Source organism: Bradyrhizobium roseum, assembly GCF_030413175.1.
Lineage (GTDB): Bacteria > Pseudomonadota > Alphaproteobacteria > Rhizobiales > Xanthobacteraceae > Bradyrhizobium > Bradyrhizobium roseum.
The window spans coordinates 2807938-2826745 of sequence record NZ_CP129212.1 but is presented as its reverse complement, the minus strand read 5'-3'; the positions used below and the strand labels follow the sequence as shown (position 1 = coordinate 2826745).

The 18808-nt window shown below is 64.7% G+C and carries 16 protein-coding genes; 6 read left to right on the top strand and 10 right to left on the bottom strand.

What is annotated here, in order from left to right; all coding sequences use genetic code 11:
• Position 1: 1 nt before the first annotated feature.
• From QUH67_RS13295 to QUH67_RS13280, 4 genes are read right to left on the bottom strand one after another with little or no spacing between them, the layout of a single operon-like run.
• A complete protein-coding gene (locus QUH67_RS13295; RefSeq protein WP_300947142.1) occupies positions 2-766 on the bottom strand; it encodes an amino acid ABC transporter ATP-binding protein in 765 nt (254 codons plus the stop codon).
• Positions 763-1620, bottom strand: coding sequence for an amino acid ABC transporter permease (locus tag QUH67_RS13290; RefSeq protein WP_300947141.1), 858 nt, complete (start codon positions 1618-1620; stop codon positions 763-765). The genes QUH67_RS13295 and QUH67_RS13290 overlap by 4 nt, the downstream gene beginning before the upstream one ends.
• Complete coding sequence (locus tag QUH67_RS13285; protein ID WP_300947140.1) at positions 1617-2441, bottom strand: ABC transporter substrate-binding protein; 825 nt, start codon at positions 2439-2441, stop codon at positions 1617-1619. The genes QUH67_RS13290 and QUH67_RS13285 overlap by 4 nt, the downstream gene beginning before the upstream one ends.
• 1 nt (position 2442) lies before the next feature.
• Positions 2443-3441, bottom strand: coding sequence for an N-carbamoyl-D-amino-acid hydrolase (locus tag QUH67_RS13280; RefSeq protein ID WP_300947139.1), 999 nt, complete (start codon positions 3439-3441; stop codon positions 2443-2445).
• Between the two features lie 149 nt (positions 3442-3590).
• Here QUH67_RS13280 and QUH67_RS13275 point away from each other — a divergent pair, with 149 nt between their 5' ends.
• Complete coding sequence (locus QUH67_RS13275) at positions 3591-4490, top strand: LysR family transcriptional regulator (RefSeq protein WP_300947138.1); 900 nt, start codon at positions 3591-3593, stop codon at positions 4488-4490.
• 33 nt (positions 4491-4523) lie between these two features.
• Here the strand turns inward: QUH67_RS13275 and QUH67_RS13270 are convergent, their stop codons facing one another.
• The 6 genes from QUH67_RS13270 to hutI form a co-directional block, all read right to left on the bottom strand.
• A complete protein-coding gene (locus QUH67_RS13270) occupies positions 4524-6107 on the bottom strand; it encodes a GMC family oxidoreductase (RefSeq protein WP_300947137.1) in 1584 nt (527 codons plus the stop codon).
• Between the two features lie 18 nt (positions 6108-6125).
• On the bottom strand, positions 6126-7688 hold the full coding sequence (locus QUH67_RS13265; protein WP_300947136.1) for an ABC transporter substrate-binding protein: 1563 nt from the start codon (positions 7686-7688) through the stop codon (positions 6126-6128).
• A 229-nt stretch (positions 7689-7917) separates the two neighbouring features.
• A complete protein-coding gene (locus QUH67_RS13260) occupies positions 7918-9201 on the bottom strand; it encodes a cystathionine gamma-synthase family protein (protein WP_300947135.1) in 1284 nt (427 codons plus the stop codon).
• Between the two features lie 171 nt (positions 9202-9372).
• Positions 9373-11043 (bottom strand): urocanate hydratase, encoded by a 1671-nt coding sequence (gene hutU, locus QUH67_RS13255; RefSeq protein ID WP_300947134.1) that lies wholly within the window; start codon positions 11041-11043, stop codon positions 9373-9375.
• Positions 11040-12617, bottom strand: a complete 1578-nt coding sequence (gene hutH, locus QUH67_RS13250) for a histidine ammonia-lyase (protein ID WP_300947133.1) — start codon at positions 12615-12617, stop codon at positions 11040-11042. Before hutH ends, hutU begins: the two co-directional genes overlap by 4 nt.
• Positions 12614-13828, bottom strand: coding sequence for an imidazolonepropionase (hutI, locus tag QUH67_RS13245; RefSeq protein WP_300947132.1), 1215 nt, complete (start codon positions 13826-13828; stop codon positions 12614-12616). The genes hutH and hutI overlap by 4 nt, the downstream gene beginning before the upstream one ends.
• A gap of 96 nt (positions 13829-13924) precedes the next feature.
• Between hutI and QUH67_RS13240 the strand changes: the two genes are divergently transcribed.
• The 5 genes from QUH67_RS13240 to QUH67_RS13220 all read left to right on the top strand — a co-directional run bounded on the left by QUH67_RS13240 (position 13925) and on the right by QUH67_RS13220 (position 18742).
• On the top strand, positions 13925-15283 hold the full coding sequence (locus QUH67_RS13240; protein WP_300947131.1) for a formimidoylglutamate deiminase: 1359 nt from the start codon (positions 13925-13927) through the stop codon (positions 15281-15283).
• Entirely contained in the window at positions 15280-16020 is a 741-nt protein-coding gene (gene hutC, locus QUH67_RS13235) for a histidine utilization repressor (RefSeq protein ID WP_300947130.1), read from the top strand. Before QUH67_RS13240 ends, hutC begins: the two co-directional genes overlap by 4 nt.
• Positions 16021-16150: 130 nt before the next feature.
• On the top strand, positions 16151-17095 hold the full coding sequence (locus QUH67_RS13230) for an ABC transporter substrate-binding protein (RefSeq protein WP_300947129.1): 945 nt from the start codon (positions 16151-16153) through the stop codon (positions 17093-17095).
• A gap of 91 nt (positions 17096-17186) precedes the next feature.
• Positions 17187-17960, top strand: a complete 774-nt coding sequence (locus QUH67_RS13225) for an ABC transporter permease (protein ID WP_300948032.1) — start codon at positions 17187-17189, stop codon at positions 17958-17960.
• Positions 17957-18742 carry an ABC transporter ATP-binding protein gene (locus QUH67_RS13220; RefSeq protein WP_300947128.1) on the top strand — a complete coding sequence of 262 codons (786 nt, stop codon included), beginning with the start codon at positions 17957-17959 and terminating at the stop codon, positions 18740-18742. Before QUH67_RS13225 ends, QUH67_RS13220 begins: the two co-directional genes overlap by 4 nt.
• Positions 18743-18808 lie beyond the last annotated feature (66 nt).

Here is an 18808-nt window from a genome sequence, read left to right as displayed (position 1 = left end):
ATCAGATCACCGCGGAAAGAAAGGATTGGGTACGCACTTCACGGGGCTTGCCGAGAACCTCCGCCGCAGGTCCGGACTCCACGATCGCGCCATGGTCCATATAGACGACCATGTCCGCCACCTCGCGCGCAAAACCGAGTTCGTGCGTCACCACCATCATTGTCATGCCGCTGCGCGCCAGCTCCTTCATGACGGTGAGTACTTCGCCGACCAGTTCAGGATCGAGTGCGCTGGTCGGCTCATCGAACAGCATCAGCTTCGGCTTCATCGCGAGCGCGCGGGCAATCGCCACCCGCTGCTGCTGCCCGCCGGAAAGCTGCGAGGGATAGGCCTCGGCTTTCGCCGCCAGCCCGACGCGTGCGAGAAGCTCCATTGCCTCCGCCCGCGCCTCTTCCTGCTTGCGGCCCTGCACCTGCACCGGACCTTCGGTGATATTTTCAAGCGCGGTCCTGTGCGGAAACAGATTGAAGCGCTGAAACACCATCCCGGTCTTCAGGCGCTGGCGGGCGATCTGCCGCTCGGTGAGGCGGTGCAATCGCCCGCCCTCTTCGCGCACGCCCAGCAACTCGCCATCCAGCCAGATGCCGCCGCTGTCGATCGACGTCAGCTGATTGATGCAGCGCAGCAGCGTCGTCTTGCCCGATCCCGACGCCCCGATCAGGCAAAGCACGTCGCCGGCCCGGACATCGAGCGAGACACGGTTCAGGGCCTGAAATTCCCCGAAGTTCTTGCTGACCGAGCGAATGGCGACGAGAGGCTGGGTCATCGGGTGATCTGCAATGCGCCACGCGCGAAGCGGCGCTCAAGCAGCATCTGCAGGGGCGTCAGAATCGACACGACGAGCAGATACCAGGAGCCGGCGACGATCAGGAGTTCGATCACGCGCGAATTCGCGTAGTAGATATTCTCCGCGGCGTGCAGCACCTCCGGATACTGGATGACGCTGGCCAGCGATGTCGCCTTCACCATGCCGATGAATTCGTTGCCGAGCGGCGGGATCACGACCCGCATGGCCTGCGGCAGGACGATCCGGCGCAGCGCCCGCAGCCGTCCCATGCCGATCGCCTGCGCCGCCTCATACTGTCCGACGTCGACCGACAGGATGCCCGCCCGCATCACCTCGGACGTGTAGGCGCCCTGATTGAGGCCGAGGCCGAGCAGCGCGGACAGGAACGGCGTCATGACATCGACCGCCCGGGCCGACCACAGGCCGGGAATGCCGATCGTCGGGAACACCAGCGCGATGTTGAACCACAACAGCAGCTGCAGGATCAGCGGCGTGCCGCGGAACAACCACGTATAGCCGGCGGCGACGGACGCCAGGACTGGATTGGACGAGAGCCTCATGACCGCGACGACGACGCCCAACACGATGCCGAACGCCATCGCGAGCACCGCCATCACCATGGTGTTGGCGATGCCCTCGAGGATCACCTTCGCGGTCAGGAAGCGGCCGACATAGGTCCATTCGATCTGGCCGTTGACGAAGGCGCGGCCGATCGCAGCCAGTACGACGAGAATCGCCGCCGCGGCGAGCCATCGTCCCCAATGGACCTGACGCGCGACCGTCATCCCCGAAATATCGGGGAAACCCTCCGCAAGCGTGGGTGCCGCTCTCATTGCGGCGACGCATTCATCATCGGCTGGGCCACCGCGTTCGCGCCCAATCCGTATTTGTCGAGAATCGCCTTGTAGGAACCGTCTGATATCATGGCAGCGAGATGTTCCGTCACCACCTCGCGAAGCGCGGCATCGTCTTTCCGGAACATGATGCCCTGATAGCCCGTCGAGAACGGCTCACCGACAATGCGGTACTTCCCGGCCTCCTGCCCTTGCGCGTAGGGCAGTGTTTCACTGCCCTGTACCGCGGCGTCGATGCGGCCCTGCTTAAGCTGATTGCGGACATCGATACTGTTTTCGCCCGGCATGTATTGCACGGCGGGCTTGCCGTTCGCCTCGCAATTCTGCTTGCTCCATTTCTCGATCTCGACCGGGAAGCTGGTGCTGCGCGTGGTCCCGACCTTCCTGCCGCAAAGATCGATGGGCAACTTCGCGGCACTGTCGGTCAGGACGAAGAACTGCGGGCCCGTCGCCAGATAGTCGATGAAATCAGCGGTCTCGCGCCGCGAGGCGCGGTCCGAAATGCCGCTGATGATGAAATCCGCGCGCTTGGTCTGCAATGCGGGGATCAGCTCGGCGAACGGCGTTTCGCTCCAGATGATCTTCACGCCGAGGCGCCTGGCGAGTTCGTTGGCGAGGTCGACATCGAGCCCGACGAGCTGGTTGGTCGAGGGATCGCGATATTCCATGGGGGCGTAGGTCGAGTTGACCGTCAGACGCAACGCGCCCGCCTGCCTGATCGCTTCCGGCAATTCGGCCGCCTTTGCCGTTGTAACGGCGAGGAGCGCAGCTCCCCCAAGGAAGAACGAGACAGGCGTCATTTCAACTCCCTCGGCCCGCACCGCGACCGGCTGCTTGATGTTTGAACGCATCGAACGCGGCCGGCTCGACAACCCCCGCACGCTCGGTGATGGCTGCATATTGCTGCGGCCGCCGATGCGCGGCAAAATTGAACATCTTGTCCTTGCCCTGGCGGCAGAGATCGAGGTCGAGGTCGGCGACGATGACTTCGTCTGCCAGCGTTTGCGCCTCAGCAACGATCCGGCCATTGGGGTCCACGATGCAGGAGCCCCCGATGAGCCCGGAGCCATCCTCATTCCCCGCCTTGGCAACCGCGATCGCCCAGGTGGCGTTCATGTAGGCGTTGGCCTGGGTCACGAGCCTGGAATGAAAGGTGCGTAGCGCAGCGTCTTCGGAGACACCGCCGTTTGGATCGTAAGCGGCCGAATTGTAGCCCACGCAAACCAGCTCGACGCCCTGCAGGCCGAGCACCCGCCAGGCTTCCGGCCAGCGGCGATCATTGCAGATCATCATGCCCATGATCGCATCCCGCCAGTCCGGCCCCGCCCTGAAAGCGGGAAATCCCAGATCGCCATATTCGAAATAGCGCTTTTCGAGCTGCTGATAGGCGGCGCCGGCGCGAGGCTCGACCGAGCCCGGCAAATGCACCTTGCGATAGCGCCCGAGAATTCCGCCGTCGCGATCGACCAGGACCGAACCGTTGAAGCGCTGTCCATCCGATGTCAGCTCCGCATAACCGACATAGAAGCCGATGCCGAGCGCCCGGGCGCGATCGAACAACGGCTGCACGGCCGGATTTGGCATCCCGCGCTCGAAGTAATCATCGAGCGCATCGCCTTCGATGAGCCATCGCGGGAAGAAGGTGGTGAACGCCAGTTCGGGAAAAACCACCAGTGATGCGCCGCGCGCAGCCGCCTCCTCCAGCAACGCCAGCATCCGGCCAAGCGTGTGCTCCCGCGAGTCCGCTTTTTGCGTCGGCCCCATCTGAGCGGCGGCGGCGCGGAGAACTCGAACCAACATTGCCTCCAATCTGAGCGGACTGCTTACTCAAGAGGCGGATGATCCCGCTCCGATAGCGCTCCGTTGCAGGGGTGATTACGCGCAAGCGCAGCCCTAAACGCAATCACGCGTGCTATGATATTTTCGGTGAGACCATAACCGGTAGTGATATGAACCTGCGCCAATTGGAGATCCTGCGTGCGGTGATCCGCCATCGCACCACGGTCGCGGCAGCCGATGAGCTGGCGCTGTCGCAGCCGGCGATCAGCAACGCGCTGAAAGCGATGGAGGCGCAGGCCGGCTTCGCTTTGTTCGAGCGCGTCAACAACCGGTTGTTCCCGACATCGGAGGCGATGGCGCTCTACAAGGAAAGCGAAGCGATCTTTGCGCTGCACGCCAAGCTCGAAAATCGCGTGCGCGATCTGAGGGAGTGCCGCTCGGGGCTTCTGTCGATCGTGGCGACGCCGCCGCTGGCCTACAGCATCATTCCGCGCGCGCTATCGGACTTCCTGCGCCGCCGTCAGCAGACGCGCGTCTTCTTCGACGTACGGCGCTACGAAGGGATCATCGACGGCGTCTCGAGCCGGGTCGCAGAGCTCGGCTTTGCGCTCGGGCTATCGCACCATCCCGGCATTGCGCATGAGGTGGTTCATACCGGTGAAATGGTCTGCGTCCTGCCGCCGAACCATCCGCTGGCGGAACGGCCGGTCATTTCCGCGTCCGACCTTGTCGGCTTGCCCTTCATCGGGCTGGAGCGCGGCACGCGATTGGGCGAAGCCGTGCGCGAAAGTTTTGCCCAGGCCGGTGCACCGTTCCAGCCGACCGTCGAGGTGCGATACTGCAATACGGCCTGCGTCCTCGCGGCCGCCGGCGTCGGCGCGGCCGTTGTCGATCCGTTTTCACCGCGCCAGGGCGGCGGCCAGGGCCTGATCGTTCGGCCTTTCACACCCAGGACCGTGGCGGTGGCCTATATGCTGTGGTCCGAGGCAGAGCCGCTATCGCGCCTGGCCAAGGCGTTCCTGAATGAAGTCCGGCAGGCGAGCCGCTCCCTCGATCAGGATGCCTCTTGAACGTTGCGGCTTGAGATCGGCCACCATCGTTTCTCACAGTGCCATGGCGGCGGCGTTGTTCGACACGCCAGCCTTGCGCATCATCATCCGCGCGATGGCCTCGCCGATCACCACCGTGGTGAAATGGGTGTTGGCGCGGCAATCCGACGGCATGATCGATGCGTCCGCCACGCGCAAGCCGGCGATGCCCTTCACGGTGCCGTCCGGGTTCACCACGCCGTTGGCGTCGTTGAAGCCCGCCATGCGGCAGGAACCGGCGGCATGCTGTATGTCGCCGGTATCGCGTCGGAGCAGCGCCTCGAGTTCGCCATTCGGCAGTGCCGCTGCCTGCTGCAGCGTCAGCTCGGTATCGGTCAGGCGAATCCACTCGCTGATATCCACGAGCGCCGGCTGGCTGGTGATCACAGCCAGCCGCTTCACCGCATCGACCATGCGCAACAGGTCGCGGTGGTCGGCCAGCATGTTCTCCTCGACGACCGGATCGATCGACGCGTCGGTCGAAGCCAGTTTCACATGCCCGCGCGAATAGGCGTTGAACAGCCCGGCCCCGATGGCGCCGGGGTTGCCGACGCCGCGGTGGTTGAACGCGATCAGGATCATGTCGCGCTTGCCGCCATCCGCAAGCCCGGACGAATAGGTCACGCAGCAGTTGGTGTGCCTTGTATCCGGGTCGGTCGGCTGTAATTCCTCGCGCAACTTGATGGTGGCGCGAAACAGCGGATGATCGAAGAAGTGCTTGCCGACCGGCAGGTCGCGCTCGACCGCGATGCCCATTGCCTTCAGTTCGTCGGCGGGGCCGATGCCCGAACGCAACAATATCGCCGGGCTATGGATGGCGCCGGCACACAGCACGATCTCGCACGCGCTGATCTCGGAGGTGCCCTGCCCTTCGAAATGAACCAGTACGCCGGTGGCCCGGCCGTCCTTCATCAGGACGCGATCGACCAGCGCGCGCCCCCGAATTTCCAGATTGGCTCGGCCGCGCGCCGGCTCCAGATAGGCCTCATTGGTGGTGATGCGGCGGCTATCGCGGCTGTTGATCGGGTAGCAGGCAACACCCTCGCCATCCGGGCCATTGAGGTCGGCGCACCACGGATACCCCGATGCCAGTGCGGCGTCGCGCATCCCGCGATCGATCGGGCCCCATTTCTCCGGCGGCGCGCGATAGACCGGCAACGGTCCGCCACGGCCATGGCCTGCGCGGTCGCCGAACTCGAAATCATCCTCGATGGCCGAGAACAGCGGCATCACCTCTTTCGCCGACCAGCCGGTGCAGCCGCCGGCGGCCCATTCGTCGAATGCATCCGCAACGCCGCGGATGGCGATCTGGCCGTTCATCATCGAACTGCCGCCAAGGCCCTTGCCGCGCCAATAGAAGCGGGCCTCCTGCCCTGCCACGCGGCGCGTCAGCAGGTTCGGCCACTGCCACTTCTCCTGGTATTCGCGCTGGTGGATGATCGGAATGGGATTCGGCGTCCGGACTTCCCACGGCGCCTCGTCGGCGCGCCAGTCGAGGCCCGCTTCCAGCAGCAGCACGCGACGCGTGGAATCCTCGGAGAGTCGGGCAGCGATCGCGGCGCCGGCAGAACCGCCGCCGACGACAATGACGTCATACATGGTGTTACTTTCCCGGCGCTACTTCTCGATGTTCCAGAAGATCGGTATCGCGGACGGTATCAGACCGCGCAGACCGGCGCGATGGGCCGCCGGCTGGGCGAACTGCCCCCACGGGATGCCCGGCGCCTGATCGTACATCACAGTCTGGATCTCGGCCGCAATCTTCTTGCGATCCGCCTCGGCGGGTGACTTGGCGAAGGCATCCAGCAGCGGCGTGATCCGCGGGTCGCATTGCCAGCCGGTGAAGTCGACGCAGTTGAACGCCACCATGACGTTGGTGAGCGGCGACGCCAGATCGTAGCCGCCGGCATGAACGCCGTAAACGCTCCAGCCTTCCTTCTTGACACGGCGCGCAAGCACCGAAGCCCAATCCATCACCTGCAGATCGACGGTGAAGCCGGCCTGCTTCAGCTTCTCGGCAAGAACCTGCGCCGAAACGCGCGGCGCCTCGAGGTCGCTGGCCTGCATCACGATCACGGGCTCGCCGGCATATTTCGTCGCCTTGAGCGCCGCACGGGCCGCCTCGACCGACGGGTTGGCTGCGGCCTCGGCACCGGCCTTGCTGTCATAGGTGGTGCCGCAGGTGAAGAACGTGGCGCAAGGCGTGGCGTATTTGGCATCGAGGCCGAGCCCGTCCATCACCTCGCGCTGGTCGACCAGCTTCCACAGCACGCGCCGGATTGCCGGATCGTCGAACGGCTTTTGCGCGGCGTTGAGGCGATAGGCGCCGGCAAACATGTTGCCGCCGGTGAAATTGACGACCTTCACCTTGGCGTTCTTTTCGAGCACCGGCAGCAGATCGAATGGCGCATACTGCATGTAATCCACTTCGCCGGCCTGCAGCGCGGATGCAGCCGTCGACCCGTCCGGGATGACGCGAATTTCCAGCGTATCGATGTTGACGCGCTTGCCACCGGCCAGGAAATCGGCGGGTTCGGAACGCGGCGCGTAGTCGGCGAATTTCTTCAGGATCATGCGATCGCCGGTGCGGTGGTCGGCCTTGCTGTAGATAAAGGGGCCGGAGCCGATGATTTCGGTGATGCGCTGATCGGCGGGGGTCTTGGCCACGCGCTCGGGCATCATGAAAGCAACAGGGCTGACGGGATTGCCCAGCGCGTCGATCACCAGGCCAGACGGTTCCTTCAGCGTCAGCACGAAAGTCTTGGCGTCACTGGGTTCGAGCGCAGCGGTGACCGCGAAAATCCGCCGGCCGAGCGCGTTGCGCTGTCCCCAGCGCCGCAGCGATGCGACGCAGTCCGCAGCCGTGACCGGCTGGCCGTCATGCCACTTCAGCCCGTCGCGCAGCGTGAACGTATAGACGAGGCCATCCGGCGAGACCTTCCAGTCCTGCACCATCTGCGGCTTGATTTCGCCCTTGCCATCCTTGGCGAACAAAGTGTCGAACACCATGAACCCGAAAGTACGCGAGATATAGGCCGGCGTGAAATGCGGATCGAGCGTGGCGATTTCCGCTTCCAGCACCGCGATCAGATTGCCAGCGGCATGGGCGGGTGCAATCGCCGGAGCCGTGGCGAGCGCAAACGAAAACATCGCGGGAAGGAAAACTCTCAATGTGGGCATGAACGCCTTTTCAGGTTCGTGAGAACGTCTGCGAGGGCTGGCAAGCGAAAGCCTCTTGCCATCACTGCCCCTTCAAGCAATGTCCATGCCGCAAGCGATGCACCGGTGGCGAAGCAGGCCGCCTCAGCCGCGCCTCTCGACAAGCGCCCTTCGGCCATGTGCGTGAATTTTGAGCGGACATTGTTCAAAAATGTCGCGGCTCGACGCCGAGGCTATCCGGATCGCCTGTTCATGCCGCATTCAGCGCCTGCGCGATGTCCGCGATCAGGTCCGACGGGTGCTCGATGCCGATCGACAGCCGGATCGTGGAGTCGAGAATGCCGATCTTCTGACGGATGTCGGCGGGAACGCCCGAGTGCGTCATGGTGGCTGGCAGGCTGGCAAGCGACTCCGTGCCGCCCAGGCTCACCGCCAGCTTGAAGATCTGCAACGCGTTCAGAAACCGCTCCGCCGCGCCCTGGCCGCCGACAATGTCGAACGAAAACGTCGAGCCCGCCCCGAGGCATTGCCGCGCGAACAGGCGGCCGGCGTCGGAGGCCTTGTCGTGATGCGCGAGGTAGTGAACTCTCTCCACCTTGTCGTGGTCGCGCAAATAATCCGCGACGCGCCGCGCATTCTGGTCCGCTTTTTCCATCCGCAGGCTCAGCGTTTCCAGCGAGCGGCCGAGCATCCAGCAGGAATGCGGATCGAGCTGGGTGCCGATCGCGCCCCGCAGCGCCTTGATGTCCTTCATCAGCGCCTTTGAGCCGAGCGCGGCGCCGGCGATCAGATCGGAATGACCACCGACATATTTGGTCAGCGAGTACAGCGAGATATCCGCGCCATGCTCGATCGGCCGCTGAAACACCGGCCCTAGCAGCGTATTGTCGCAGGCGACGATCGGCACGTGATCCTGCGCCTCGCCGATGTTGTCGGCGATGCGGCGGACCATGGCGATATCGACAAGACCGTTGGTGGGGTTTGCCGGGGTTTCGATCAGGATCATCGCGACCCGCCCCTTGCGCATCGCCTCATCCCCCGCCAGTTCGACGGCGCTTTCATCAATGCCGTCGGCAAACCCCACCGCGCCGATCGAGAAGTTGGCCAGCGTTTTGGCAAGCAGCGTTTCGGTGCCGCCATAGAGCGGCTGCGAATGCAGGATGACGTCGCCCGGCCGCACGAACGCGAGAATCGTGGTTGATATCGCCGACATCCCGGACGAGAACAGCGCACAGGACTCGGCGCGCTCGTAGACGGCGAGCCTGTCCTCGACAATCTCGCTGTTGGGATGATTGAACCGGGAATAGACCAGCCCCGCGCCCATCCCCTCGGGTGGCTCCTGCCGCCCCGATACGTAATTGAAGAAGTCCTGCCCGTCCTCGGCGGTCTTGAAGACGAAGGTCGACGTCAGGAACACCGGTGGCTTGACGGCGCCTTCCGACAGCTGCGGATCGTAGCCGTAGTTCAGCATCAGCGTTTCCGGATGCAGCACGTGATTGCCGATGTGGGTCTTGGACGGGAACGGTTTCACCATGGCTTCTCTCGCTGTCCAAAGCGTTTTCCAGCGAAGTGGACACCGGTTCGCTGCAAGAAAACGCGTCAAAACAAGAATCTAGAGCCCCGTTCCGATTCAATCGGAACGGATACGGCTCTAGTGGGAGCGTCGAGCCCGGCCCGCACCATCGGCGGAACAAACCTCGGGGCGTTACAACGCCAAACTCGGCAGATCGAGCCCGTTGTCGCGGGCACACTCTATCGCACTTTCATAGCCCGCGTCGGCATGACGCATCACGCCCGTCGCCGGATCGTTCCATAGCACCCGCTCGATCCGACGCGCCGCTTCCGGAGTTCCATCGGCGACGATCACCATGCCGGCATGCTGCGAATAGCCGATGCCGACGCCGCCGCCGTGATGCAGCGAGACCCATGTCGCCCCGCTCGCACAGTTGAGCAAGGCGTTGAGGAGCGGCCAGTCGGACACTGCGTCCGAGCCGTCGCGCATCGCTTCGGTCTCGCGGTTCGGGCTCGCCACCGAGCCGCTGTCGAGATGATCGCGGCCGATCACGACCGGCGCCTTCAGCTCGCCGCGCGCCACCATGTCATTGAACGCCAGGCCCAGCCGGTGACGATCGCCAAGGCCGACCCAGCAGATCCGCGCTGGCAGGCCCTGGAACTTGATCCGCGCCTTCGCCATATCGAGCCAGTTGTGCAGATGCTTGTCGTCGGGCATCAGCTCCTTGACCTTGGCGTCGGTGCGGAAAATATCTTCGGGATCGCCCGAGAGGGCTGCCCAGCGGAACGGCCCGACGCCGCGGCAGAACAGCGGGCGGATATAGGCCGGAACGAAGCCCGGAAAGTCGAACGCGTTCTTCAAGCCCATGTCCTTCGCCATCTGGCGGATGTTGTTGCCATAGTCGAGCGTCGGAATGCCCTGGGCATGAAAATCCAGCATCGCCTGGACATGATCGACCATCGACATCTTGGCCTCGGCCTCGACCGCCTTCGGATCGCTTTCGCGGCGCGACGCCCAGTCCGCAAGCGTCCACCCGCTCGGCAAATAGCCGTTGATTGGATCATGCGCACTGGTCTGGTCGGTGACGATGTCCGGCTTGACGCCACGACGCACCAGCTCGGGAAAAATATCGGCGGCGTTGCCGAGCAGGCCGACCGAGACCGGCTTCCTGCTCCGCGCCGCTTCCGCCATGATCGCGAGCGCCTCGTCCAGCGTGCCGGCCTGCCGGTCCAGATAGCCGGTGCGCAGCCGCATCTCGATACGGCTTGGTTGGCACTCGATCGCGAGCATCGACGCGCCGGCCATCGTCGCGGCCAGCGGCTGGGCGCCGCCCATGCCGCCGAGCCCCGCGGTCAATATCCACTTGCCGGCAAGGCTGCCGCCGTAGTGACGCCGGCCCACCTCGACAAAGGTTTCGTAGGTCCCCTGCACGATGCCCTGGCTGCCGATATAGATCCAGGATCCGGCCGTCATCTGGCCGAACATCATCAGACCCTGCCGGTCCAGTTCGTTGAAATGATCGAGCGTCGCCCAGTGCGGCACCAGGTTCGAGTTCGCGATCAGCACGCGGGGCGCATCGGCATGGGTACGGAAAATGCCGACCGGCTTGCCCGACTGCACCACCAGCGTCTGGTCAGCCTCGAGCTTGCGCAACGATGCAACAATGCGGTCAAAACTGTCCCAGTCGCGGGCGGCGCGGCCGATGCCGCCATAGACGACGAGTTCGCTCGGCCGTTCGGCGACATCGGGATCGAGATTGTTCATCAGCATCCGCAACGGCGCTTCGGTCAGCCAGCTTTTGGCACTGAGTTGAGACCCGTGCGGCGACCGGATCGTGCGGTCGTTGTCCAGTCGGCGGTTCATGACAGATGGCCTCTTCCGGCAAGGATTGGGAATGGGTTGTTCTTGAGCACCGTCATCACGGCGGCCGGCAGTGCGCCGGCTGCGACCAGCGCCGCGGCGTTCGCGAGATCGTCGGCCATGTAGCGGTCGCCACCGAGCGCCGGCACCTGCTCGCGCAGCAGGGCGATGGCCGCGGCAAGCGCGGGGCTGGTCGTATGCGGCGCGCGCAGCCCGATGCCTTGCGCGGCCACCAGCAGTTCGATGCCGAGAATGGCGGCCAGATTATCGGCCATGTCGGACAGGCGTCGCGCGGCATGGGCGGCCATCGACACGTGGTCTTCCTGGTTGGCGCTGGTCGGCGTCGAATCGATCGAGCAGGCCGCGGCGCGCTGCTTGTTCTCGGCATACAGCGCCGCCGCCGTCACCTCCGCAATCATGAAGCCGGAGTTGATGCCGGGGTCCGGCGTCAGGAACGGCGGCAGTCCGAAATTCAGCGCGGGATCGACCAGCGTGGCGATGCGCCGCTCGCTGATCGCGCCGATCTCGGACAGCGCCAGTGCGATCTGATCGGCGGCGAAAGCGACCGGCTCGGCGTGAAAGTTTCCGCCCGAGACGATCTCGCCGCTGTCGACCAGCACCAGCGGATTGTCCGTGACGGCGTTGGCCTCGATCGTCAGCGTGCGGGCCGCCTCCATCAACAGGTCAAGCGCCGCACCGGCCACCTGCGGCTGGCAGCGCAGGCAATAGGGATCCTGCACGCGCTCGTCGCCTTCCAGATGCGACAGGCGGATGTCGCTGCCGTCCAGCAACGCCGTCAGGGCAAAGCCGGCCGCGATTTGCCCAGCCTGCCCGCGCAATTGCTGAATCTCCGGGCGGAACGGCGCGGTCGAGGCCATTGCGGCGTCGACCGACAAGGCGCCCGTCACAAGCGTCGCGCAAAGCAGGCCATGGGCGCGCAGCACCCCGGAAACGGCATAGGCCGTCGAGAACTGCGTGCCGTTGATCAGGGCAAGACCTTCCTTCGGCCCCAGCGTGATCGGCGCGATACCGGCCGCGGCCAGCGCATCGCGGCCCGGCATGATCTTGCCGTCGACCAGCGCCTGCCCCTCGCCGATCATCACGGCGGTCATGTGCGCCAGCGGCGCCAGATCGCCGGAAGCACCGACCGATCCCTGCTGCGGCACCAGCGGGCAAACGCCGCGCGCCAGCATCGCCTGCAACTGCTCGATGATCTCGCGGCGCACGCCCGACGCACCTCTCCCCAAGGAGACGATCTTCAGCGCCATCATCAGGCGAACGATCGGTTCGGGCGTCGGTGCCCCTACCCCGCAGCAATGCGACACGATGAGGTTTCGCTGCAGCAGCGCGGTCTGATCCGGCGGAATGCGTTTCGACGCCAGCTTTCCAAATCCGGTATTGATGCCGTAAACCGGCGCGTCCGCGCCTGCGGCCTTCGCAACAAGGGCCGATGCCGCCTCGACGCGCGGCCAGAACGACGGATCGAGCACCACCGCTTCGCCGGCAAGCACCCGCGCCAGATCATCGAGGCTGACTGCTCCCGGCGAGACCACAATGGTTGCGCGCGGGCCGTTCATTTTCCCCTCCACACCCGGCGGTGCAGCGGGTTGAAACCCATCCTGTAGATCAACTCGGCCGGCCGTTCGATGTCCCAGATCGCGAGGTCGCAATATTTGCCGGCTTCGAGCGTACCGGTTTCATCGAGCATGCCGAGCGCCCGCGCGCCCTCCCGCGTCACGCCGGCGAGGCACTCGGCGACGGTCATCCGGAACAGCGTCGCGCCCATGTTCATGGCGAGCAGCAGCGACGTCAGCGGCGAACTGCCGGGATTGCAGTCGGTGGCGAGCGCCATGTTGACGCCGTGGGCCCGGAACAGCTCGACCGGCGGTTTTGTCGTTTCGCGAATGAAATAGAACGCGCCCGGCAGAAGCACCGCGACTGTGCCGGCGCGTGCCATCGCGACAACGCCGGCCTCATCCGTGTGCTCGAGGTGATCAGCGGACAGCGCGGAGAATTCCGCCGCGAGCGCCGCACCGCCGAGGTCAGACAATTGATCCGCGTGCAGTTTGATCGGCAGGCCCAGCGCCTTCGCCGCACCAAACACCCGCGCTGTCTGCTCACCCGAAAAAGCGATGCCTTCCATGAAGGCGTCGACGGCGTCAGCCAGCCCTGCCTTCGCCACCGCGGGGAGCATCTCGCGGCAAACCAGATCGATGTATCGATCCTTGTCGCCCTCGGCTTCTGGCGGCAGCGCATGCGCGCCGAGAAATGACGTCCGGACGCCGACGGACCGCTTGTTGCCGAGCGCGCGTGCCGCGGACAATTGACGCGTCTCGGTTTCGGTATTGAGTCCATAGCCGGACTTGATTTCGATCGTCGTCACACCCTCGCCGATCAGGGCGTCGAGCCGCGGCAGCGCGCCCGCAACGAGCTCAGCCTCGCTGGCGCCCCGCGTCGCCGCCACCGTCGAGACAATGCCGCCGCCGGCGCGCGCGATCTCCTCGTAGCTCGCGCCCTTCAACCGCAGTTCGAACTCGTGGGCGCGGTTTCCGCCGAACACCAGATGGGTGTGACAATCGACCAGCCCGGGCGTGATCCACCGCCCCTCGCAATCGATCCGTTCTTTTGCATCTGCGTCGGTTGGAAAATCGGAACGGCTGCCTGCAAAGGCAATCCGGCCTTGTCGCGCGGCAATCACGCCGTGCTCGATCACGCCGAGGTCGGGCAGATCCGCGCGGACCGTGGCGAGCCGGGCGTTATGCCAGATCGTATCGAAGCGCTCGGCCATGCAGCATTTCCCTCAAGGGTTCGGAAACTTGACGGGGGGTTCGATATGTCTATACATATTCCCGGTTCGACGGTCTGTCCATCCGGTTTGGAAAACATGTCCACGCTGCATTTCGCTTCAGCGCTGCTTCCGTCCGGGTGGGCTGACGACGTGCAGGTGATCATCGCCGATGGAAGCATTGCAGGAGTGACGGCCGGCGTGACGCCTGCTGCCGGCGACGAACGCCATCCCCTCGCCATCCCTGGAATACCCAGCTTGCACAGTCACGCCTTCCAGCGCGGCATGGCGGGCCTTGCCGAAACTCGCGGCGATACCGCGGACACGTTCTGGACATGGCGCGAGACGATGTATCGTTTCGCGCTGGAAATGACTCCGGAAGACACCGAGGCCGTCGCGACGCTGCTCTATGTCGAGATGCTCGAGCAAGGTTTTACGCGGGTCGGGGAATTCCACTATCTGCATCACGACCACGACGGGGCGCCTTACGCCAATCCCGCCGAGATGGCCACGCGTATTGCCGGGGCCGCCGAGATCAGCGGCATCGGTCTCACGATGCTGCCGAGCTTCTATGCGCACGGCTCGTTCGGCGGCGCCGCGCCGCATGCCGGCCAGCGCCGGTTCATCTGCTCGGTCGACCAGTTCGCAAAGCTGATGGACGCGACAAAACGCGTCATCCGCGCATTGCCCGGCGCCAATGTCGGCGTCGCCCCGCACAGCCTCCGCGCCGTGACGCCGGACGAACTGGCGGCGATCGCACCGCTCGCCGAAGGCGGTCCGGTTCACATCCATGCCGCAGAGCAGACAAAAGAGGTCGAGGACTGCATCGCCTGGTCGGGCCGGCGGCCGGTCGAGTGGCTGCTCGAACACGCGCCCGTCGACCGGCGTTGGTGCCTGATCCACGCGACCCACACCACCGCGGCGGAGATATCAGCGCTTGCCGCCAGCGGCGCCGTCGCGGGCCTCTGCCCGATCACCGAGGCGAGCCTCGGCGACGGTGTTTTTCCGACGCGTGAATTCCGCGACGCCGGCGGCCGGTTCGGTATCGGCACGGACTCCAATGTCCTGGTCGGCATCGCCGACGAACTGCGTCAGCTGGAATATGGCCAGCGATTGAAGCATCGCGAGCGCAATGTGCTGTCCGGCGGTCCCGGCATATCCACCGGCCGCGCGCTGTTCGACGCCGCGCTGACCGGCGGCGCCCAGGCGCTCGCGCAGCCGATCGCCGGCCTCACGCCGGGGGCACGCGCCGACATCGTCACGCTCGACATCGCGCATCCCTCCCTCGCCGGGCGCAGCAAGGACGCGGTGATCGACGGCTGGATCTTTGCAGCGCGCTCCGATGCCGTCGATTGCGTGTGGGCAGGCGGCAACAAGGTCGTCGAGGGCGGACGCCACCGGCTGCGTCAGCGCGCACGCGACAAATTCAACGCCGCGGTGCGGAGGCTGGTGGCATGAGCCTCGCGACGGATCGCGGCAAAGCGGCGGGCGATACGCCGACGCTCTACAAGCAGATCCGGCTCGACATCGAGCGCCGTATCCTGACCGGCGAGTGGCCACCGGGCCATCGCATCCCGTTCGAGCACCAGCTGATGACGCGCTATGGCTGCTCGCGCATGACCGTGAGCAAGGCGCTGTCGGAATTGGCGCAGGCCGATCTGATCGAGCGGCGGCGACGCGCCGGCACCTTTGTGCGCCGCCCCACATTCCTGTCGGCGGTGCTGACCATCCCGGATATCCGTGCGGAGATCACCGCGCTCGGCCGCGTCTATGGCTATCAGTTGATCCGACGCACGCGCCGGACAGCCAACGCCGCCGACCGCGAACGCCTCGGCGTTCGCAAGACGGGCCAGGTGATCGCCATCTCGTGCCGCCACAGCGCCGATAACGTGCCGTTCGCGATCGAGGACCGGCTGATCGATCTCGACGCCGTGCCCGAAGCCGCCAAGGCTGATTTTGCCAGCGAACCGCCCGGCACCTGGCTGTTGCACCACGTGCCGTGGACGGAGGCCGAACATGCGATCAGCGCGATCGTCGCCGATAATCCCACCGCAAAAGCGTTGGACATCGCGGCCGGCGCGCCCTGCCTCGTCATCGACCGCCACACCTGGCGCAGCGCGCGGACGCTGACGGCCGTGCGCCTCGTCTATCCCGGCGAATCCCACAAACTGATCGCCCGCTTCAAGGGAGGCTGAGAGCGTCAATGCAAATCGAGTACGGCACAAATTGTGCAGGAGATATTGTGCAGGAGATAATGCAGCAGCGTGTCATGCAGCAATAGAACGACACGACCCCATCGATAAAACAGGCAGAAGGAAGCTCATCATGCGTACTTATAAAATACTCGCCGCAACCGCCGTTTGTCTGGCGTCCTCGCCAGCCCTCGCCCAGGACGTGAAAGTCGCCATCGGTATCTCGGGATGGACCGGCTTTGCGCCGCTCACGCTGGCCAACCAGGCCGGCATCTTCAAGAAGAACGGCCTCGACGTGACGATCAAGAAGATCCCGCAGAAGGACCGGCATCTGGCCGTTGCCTCGGGCGACATCCAGTGCGCGGCGACCACGGTCGAAACCTGGATTTCCTGGAACGCAAACGGCGTCGCCACCAAGCAGATCTTCCAGCTCGACAAGAGCTACGGCGCCGACGGCATGGCGACGCGAAACGACGTCGCAGCGATCAAGGACCTGAAGGGCAAGACGGTCGCGGCGTCCGCGCCCGGCACCGCGCCCTATTTCACGCTGGCCTGGATGCTCAAGAAGAACGGACTCACGGTCAAGGACGTGACCGTGGTGAACCTGGAGCCGGCCGCGGCCGCGCAGGCCTTCGTGGCCGGCCAGAACGATGCGGCCATGACCTATGAGCCCTATCTCTCGACCGTGCGCGCAGCACCCGACAAGGGAAAGATCATCGCCACCACGCTCGACTATCCCATGATCATGGACACGTTCGGTTGCACACCAAAGTTCCTGACCGAGAATCCGAAAGCCGCGCAGGCGTTAGCCGACAGCTATTTCGAGGCGGTCGCCCTGATCGAGAAGGACAAGGCCAAATCCTACGAGATCATGGGTTCCGATGTGAAACAGTCCGGCGAGCAGTTCGGCAATTCGGCAAAATATCTGCGCTGGCAGGACAAGGCCGCAAACCAGAAGTTCTTCGCGGGCGAATTCCAGGCTTTCACCAAGGAAGCCGCGGACCTGTTGCTCGAGATCGGCATCATCAAATCGATTCCGAAGATCGACGACCTCGTTGATACGAGCTTCATCAAGTAGGTTCGTCCGGCGCCGCGCTGGCTCCGCTTCCACACCAGTGGATGCGGGGCCGTCCGCGATTGGCGCAACGCTTTGAGGAAGATGCCCCGTGATGCGTCCCCTGGATCCCGTGACGTCGAAGCAGCGCGCAGCCTATGGCTTTGCGTTCTTTGTCCTGTTCGTCGCCCTGTGGGCATGGGCAACCTTTGGCGGTTATGTCTCCAAGACGTTTCTCGCCAACCCGCTGACCATGCTGCAGGAGGGCTTTGAACTCCTGACCAAGCACGGCTTCCTGTTCGACATCGGCATGACGATCTGGCGCGTCATCGGCGGCTTCGTGCTGGCTGCGCTTATCGCGGTGCCGCTCGGCGTGCTGATGGGCGCGTACAAACCGATCGAGGCTTTTCTCGAGCCGTTCGTGTCGTTCGCCCGTTACCTGCCCGCCTCGGCCTTCATCCCGCTGTTGATCCTGTGGGCGGGCATCGGCGAGCTGCAGAAGCTCTTGGTCATCTTCATCGGCTCGGTGTTCCAGATCATCCTGATGATCGCCGTCAACGTCGGCAATACGCGGCGCGACCTTGTCGAAGCCGCCTATACGCTCGGCGCCGGCGACAGCGGCATCATCCGCCGCGTGCTGCTGCCCTCCTCCGCGCCGGAGATCGCCGAAATCCTTCGACTCGTGCTCGGGTGGGCATGGACCTATGTCATCGTCGCCGAACTGATCGGCTCGTCCTCGGGCATCGGCCACATGATCACCGACAGCCAGGCGCTGCTCAACACCGGCCAGATCATCTTCGGCATCATCGTCATCGGCCTGATCGGCCTCGTCTCGGACTTCCTGTTCAAGGCCTTCAACGCCTGGCTGTTCCCGTGGAGATTGGCGTGACCACGCTGAAGATCGACCAGGTCTCCCGCACCTTCCCCGCGCGCCAGGGCAACGCGCCGACGCGGGCGCTGGAACCAACCAATCTTGACGTCGGCAACAACGACTTCGTCACCATCCTAGGCCCGTCCGGCTGCGGAAAATCCACGCTGCTGCGGATCATCGCCGGGCTCGACCGGCCGACCAGCGGCCGCGTCATCCTCGACGGCCAGGAAGTCAAAGGCCCCGGCGCCGACCGCGGCATGGTGTTCCAGTCCTACACGCTGTTCCCCTGGCTGACGGTGCGCGAGAACATCGCGTTCGGCCTGCGCGAGCGCGGGGTATCGGAAGCCGAGCGCGGCAGGATCGCCGACGGATTCATCCAGCGGGTCGGCCTGTCCGGCTTCGAGAACCACTGGCCCAAGCAACTCTCCGGCGGCATGCAGCAGCGCACCGCGATCGCACGCGCGCTGGCCAACGATCCAAAGATCCTGCTGCTCGACGAGCCGTTCGGCGCGCTCGACAACCAGACCCGCGTGCTGATGCAGGAAATGCTGCTCGGCATCTGGGAGCGCGAGCAGAAGACCGTGCTGTTCGTCACCCATGATATCGAGGAGGCGATCTTCCTGGGCAGCCGCGTCATCGTCATGAGCGCCCGCCCCGGCCGCATCAAGGCCGAGATCGCAATCGATCTGCCCCACCCGCGATCCTACAAGATCAAGACCGCGCCTGAATTCGTCCGCCTGAAGGAACGGCTCGTCGAGGAGATCCGCGCCGAGGCACTGAAGGTGGCGGTGGATGCCTAGTCGGTCCCCTAGACATCGGTAACTAGCAAATTACCTTTGGCAGCGCCTGGCCACTGTTGTCAGCGG